At 36.7% G+C, this 732-nt stretch carries 1 rRNA gene; it reads left to right on the top strand.

Features of this window, described 5'->3' with window-relative positions:
• A 5S ribosomal RNA gene (rrf, locus tag SAZ04_RS23620) occupies nt 1-74 on the top strand; the annotation flags it as partial.
• Nucleotides 75-732: the final 658 nt, after the last annotated feature.

Genomic DNA, 732 nt, shown 5'->3' on the forward strand with positions numbered 1-732 from the left:
AACACGGTCGTTAAGCTCTTTTGCGCCGATGGTAGTTGGGGGCTTCCCCCTGTGAGAGTAGGACGTTGCCAGGCAAAGTGAAAGCATTCCGTTGAGGGGTGCTTTTTTGTGTGTATTTATAAGGGTTTTGTAAAGAAGTAAATAAATGGCTTGCAAAGATGATCTCTCAAGTCGTTGGTAAGTGAATGTTATGGATGATGAATGTACCATTAATCGTAGTAGCTATGTTATATCAGGGTGTAAAAAATCAACAAACAAGAAATGATTTCACCGACTTGCATCCGTATATCCCGTTTACTTAGAGGAAATGAGTGAATTACTACATATTAGTGGGCTTTAATTGGGGATGAGTATTATTTTAATTGGAACTAAAAAGTCCTTTTTAAATTTAAATAAGGATGCAAAGAATAGATGAGCTGCTTACGAACAAGAGTCTCATCCCTTATTACATCCTTTTGTTTTCTGATGTTGCACCCTTACTAGCAGAAGCTATTATTAGAATTCATTATAATGAATCTGTAAGTACGCTATTTGAAAAGTCTATGCATTGTAATTGCATTTTTTTTGTCTTGAAAATTAGCTACATAGTATAAAGTCGGAGCAGAGTGTTTCGGGAAGTTATTGAAAATTAACCTGGCACACTAGAAGCCTACATTTGAGGTGACCCCCAAAAGTTAGAGTTTTATATTATGCAGCTAATTGGCTGGTATGGTTACGGTATTGAACCGGACT

The organism is Halalkalibacter lacteus, assembly GCF_036663595.1.
Classification (GTDB): Bacteria; Bacillota; Bacilli; order Bacillales; family Bacillaceae_D; genus Halalkalibacter; species Halalkalibacter lacteus.